Origin of the sequence: Streptococcus sp. 4155 (assembly GCF_013276695.1) — a bacterium.
In the GTDB taxonomy this organism is placed as follows: domain Bacteria; phylum Bacillota; class Bacilli; order Lactobacillales; family Streptococcaceae; genus Streptococcus; species Streptococcus pseudopneumoniae.
This window is the reverse complement of the sequence record NZ_VMLM01000009.1, coordinates 1-3,553: the sequence shown is the minus strand read 5'-3', so window position 1 is coordinate 3,553 and position 3,553 is coordinate 1. Positions and strand designations below refer to the sequence as shown.

The window sequence follows — 3,553 nt, the reverse complement described above, 5'->3', positions numbered from 1 at the left end:
GCTGGTTCCGCTGGTTGAGCTGGTTCCGCTGGCTGTTCAGATGGTTCCTGATCAGCTTTTTCTGCTTTTTCAAGCTCTTCAACTTTTGCTTTTGCTTTTTCAGCCTCAGCTTTAGCCTTCTCTAGTTCAGCTTCAGCAGCTGTTTGAGCTTGTTCAGCTTCAGCTTTTGAATTTTCAGCTGCTCTTGCTTCATTATTTTCTTTTTCAGCCTTAGCAGTCGCATCATCAGCTGTTTTCTTAGATTCTGCTGCTTTTTGCTCTAACTCCGCAATTCTAGTATCTGCCTCTTCTTGGGGTTGAGCCGGAGTTTCTTCTTCCGTTTTAGCTGGTTCCTTCGCTTTTGCTTCCTTTACTTCTTCAAGGGTCTTATTGAAGTCATCAACACGAGAATTAATATCTTCTGCGTAAGATCCAACAAGGGCATCCGCCTGGTTAAATTCAGCTTCTGCTGCTGCACGAGCTGCTTCCGCTTCTTTGAGTTTTCTTTTTTGTTCCTCCAGAGCTTTAGCTTTTTGCTCAAGGTCGGCTTTGGCCTTATTAGCTTGCTTGGTTAGAGAGGCAATTTCATCTCCCAATTGATCCGCCTTGTCTTGCAGTTTTTCTGACTCTGGACGTTCCTTGTCTGCTTTTGTGGCTTCCTCAATTTTCTTTTTCAATTCTTCAGGAAGTGTGCTAATACTACCAACTGTATTGTTACTGTTCTCAGAGACAGAGCTCTCCTCCTCTGTTGGCAACTCATTCACAACCTCACTAACTTTGAGGACACCACTTTCAATTGCGTCTAGTAAATCTTCCTTACCGATTGCCGCTTTAACTGCTTGAATAGCCGCTGCTTTGTCCTTAATCTTATCATCTGCATTAATCTTAGCTTCGGCATCCTTTTCAAGTTCTGTCAAGGCTGCTTCAAGCTCAGCTTTGGCTTGATCTTCTTTTTTCTCTTCTGAACTCTTCTTTTCTTCTATCTCGTCAAGAGTCTTGTTGAATTCCTCGGTACGATCTTTAATGTCTTCTGCATAAGATTTCAGAACTTCATAACGCTCTTCAAATTCAGCCTGCTCTTTTTTATATTCTTCTGATTCTTTGTCTTTGCTTCTAAGTTCTTCAGCTTTTTTATCAAGCTCAGCTTTGAGTTTATTAGCTTGCTTGGTTAGAGAATCAATCTCATCTTCCAATTGATACGCCTTATCTTGCAGTTTTTCTGAATCTGGACGGTTCTTGTCTGCTTCTCCGGCTGCATTAATTTTTGTTTTTATTTCATCTGGAAGTTCCTTCATTTCACTGTACAGTTGACCGGTAGTAGTTGAAGTACTTTCATCTCCTGTTGGCAAGTCTTGCAAAACTTGACTAGCCTTAATCGCACCACTTTCAATCGCTTTTAGTAAATCTTCCTTACCGATTGCCTCTTTTGCTTTTTTAATAGCTGCTGCTTTGTCCTTAATTTTGTCGTTAGCATTAATTTTATCTTCTGCAGCCTTCTCAAATTGCGTCAAAACATCTTCAAGGTCATATTTCGCTTTCGCTTCTGGGTCTTTGTCTCTCGCTTCCTTTGCTTTTTTGAGAGTGTCATTGAAGTCGTCAACACGAGCATCAATATCTTCCTTATAAGACTCAGCCAGTGCTAAAGCCTTTTCAAATTCAGCTTGTGCAGCTTCATGAGCTGCTTTCGCTTCTTCTAGTTTTTTCTCTTCTTCTACCAGAGTTGCAGCTTTTTTCTCAGCTTCGGCTTTGGCCTTATTAGCTTGCTTGGTTAGAGAGTCAATTTCATCCCCCAATTGATCCGCCTTATCTTGCAGTTTTTCGGATTGTGGACGTTTGGCATCAGCCTCCTGGGCTTTTTTGATTTTAGCTTTTATCTCTTCAGGAAGAGAAGAGTCTTTGCTAGTAATAACTGGATTTTCATCTTCCTTTGTTGGCAATTCCTTCACAACATCACTAGCCTTGATTTGACCATTTTCAATCGCTTTCAGTAAATCTTCTTTACCGATTCTCTCTTTTGCTTTTTTAATAGCTGCTGCTTTGTCCTTAATCTCATCGTTAGCATTAATTTTATCTTCTGCAGCCTTTTCAAGTTCTGTCAACGCCTTCATCACTGCTTCTTTAGCTTCAGCTTCTTCCTTTTTAGCAGCAGCTAGCTCAGCATCAGCAGCCTGTTTAGCTTTTTCAGCTTTTGCTTTTGCCTCATCTGCAACTTTAGCCTCATCTGCTTCGGATTTCGCTTTCTTAGCAGCTTCTTCAGCTTTGGCTTTCGCTTCCTCTACTTTTTTCTGTAGTTCAGCAACTTTAGCTTCAGCTTCTTTTCTAGCTTCTTCCGCTTTTTCAAAATCCTTTTTAGATTTTTCGGATGCTTTGCTAGTGTTAGTAGTATTTGATTCATCAGCTTTTACAGCCAATTGCTGAACGCTAGTAAGACTAGCCCCTAAAACTACCGCACTGGCTAGGCTAGCAAAAATCATCTTTTTCTTCCCCATTTAGGTCACCTCTTTATTATTATTTTTAATCACCTGAATCACCATCATTATACTCTTCTACAACATATATGTCAAGTATTTTCCCAATGTTTACCCAATATTTATCTAAAATTATGATTCGGACAACTCCCCCTAGTCTGGTCAAAGTGGAAATTGGTTTAAAACAGATTTTTATGGTGGAATTTAGTGTGAGACGTTTGAGTTAGAAATGAGTTCTACTATGACAAAACATAAATACCTGACCCTTTCAGACCCTCATGAATTCTCTAGGCTGGAGATTTTGGCTCTATAATATTTGTAGTAGGAAAATCCCCTATGGATATTATGGAGCCTATTTTGTTGTAGAAAAAAGTCCCGTATCATCTATAATGAAAAGCAACCAAACCATAGTTTAATCTGAAGGTACCCAATTATCGCCAAGAAGAAGATTGGGCTAGGATGGGTTTACCAATCACACGTAAGGAAATTTCTAATTGGCATATCAAGACGAGTCAATACTATTTAGAGTCCCTTTATAACATTTTACGAGAAAAGTTGTTAGAACAAGCTCTTCTTCATGCGGATGAAACCTCTTATCGGGTCTTAGAAAGTGATAGCCATCTGACCTACTATTGGACTTTTTTGTCAGGAAAATCAGAGAAACAAGGGATTAGGCTTTACCACCATGATCAGTGTCGAAGTGGTTCAGCAGTACAAGAATTCCTAGGAGATTATTCTGGCTATGTGCATTGTGACATGTTGCGGCAGTAACTTAGGACTTTAGTCCTCTAGTTCTGCCTATGCGATAGCAGTCCAAGGTTTAGGAGAAAGGCGATGCTAAGCTTGGTAAACTGCGAACCGCTAGAAGCTTATCGTCAACTGGAAGAAGCTGAACTTGTTGGATGTTGGGCGCATGTGAGAAGGAAGTTTTTTGAATCCACCCCCAAACTAGCAGGCTCTCGTAAACAAAGAGGTTTTAGAGGCTTATTTACCATGGAATAAAGTTGTACAAGAAAAGTGCAAATAAGAAATCTCCAGATTAGGAACTATCCGTGAGTTCTCTAGTCTGGAGATTTTTCAATATACTTCGTAAGCGCGTCATAACA

General features: G+C 40.0%; 1 protein-coding gene and 1 pseudogene. One reads left to right on the top strand and one right to left on the bottom strand.

The genetic code is table 11. The annotated features are described in order from the left end of the window. The coding region (locus HT715_RS01430; RefSeq protein ID WP_172922798.1) for a cell wall-binding protein at positions 1-2,468 on the bottom strand (2,468 nt) is incomplete at its 3' end. A gap of 390 nt (positions 2,469-2,858) precedes the next feature. On the opposite strand from HT715_RS01430, the pseudogene HT715_RS01425 reads away from it, so the two are divergent. After that, positions 2,859-3,401: pseudogene (locus HT715_RS01425) on the top strand (transposase); the annotation flags it as partial. Between the last annotated feature and the right edge of the window lie 152 nt (positions 3,402-3,553).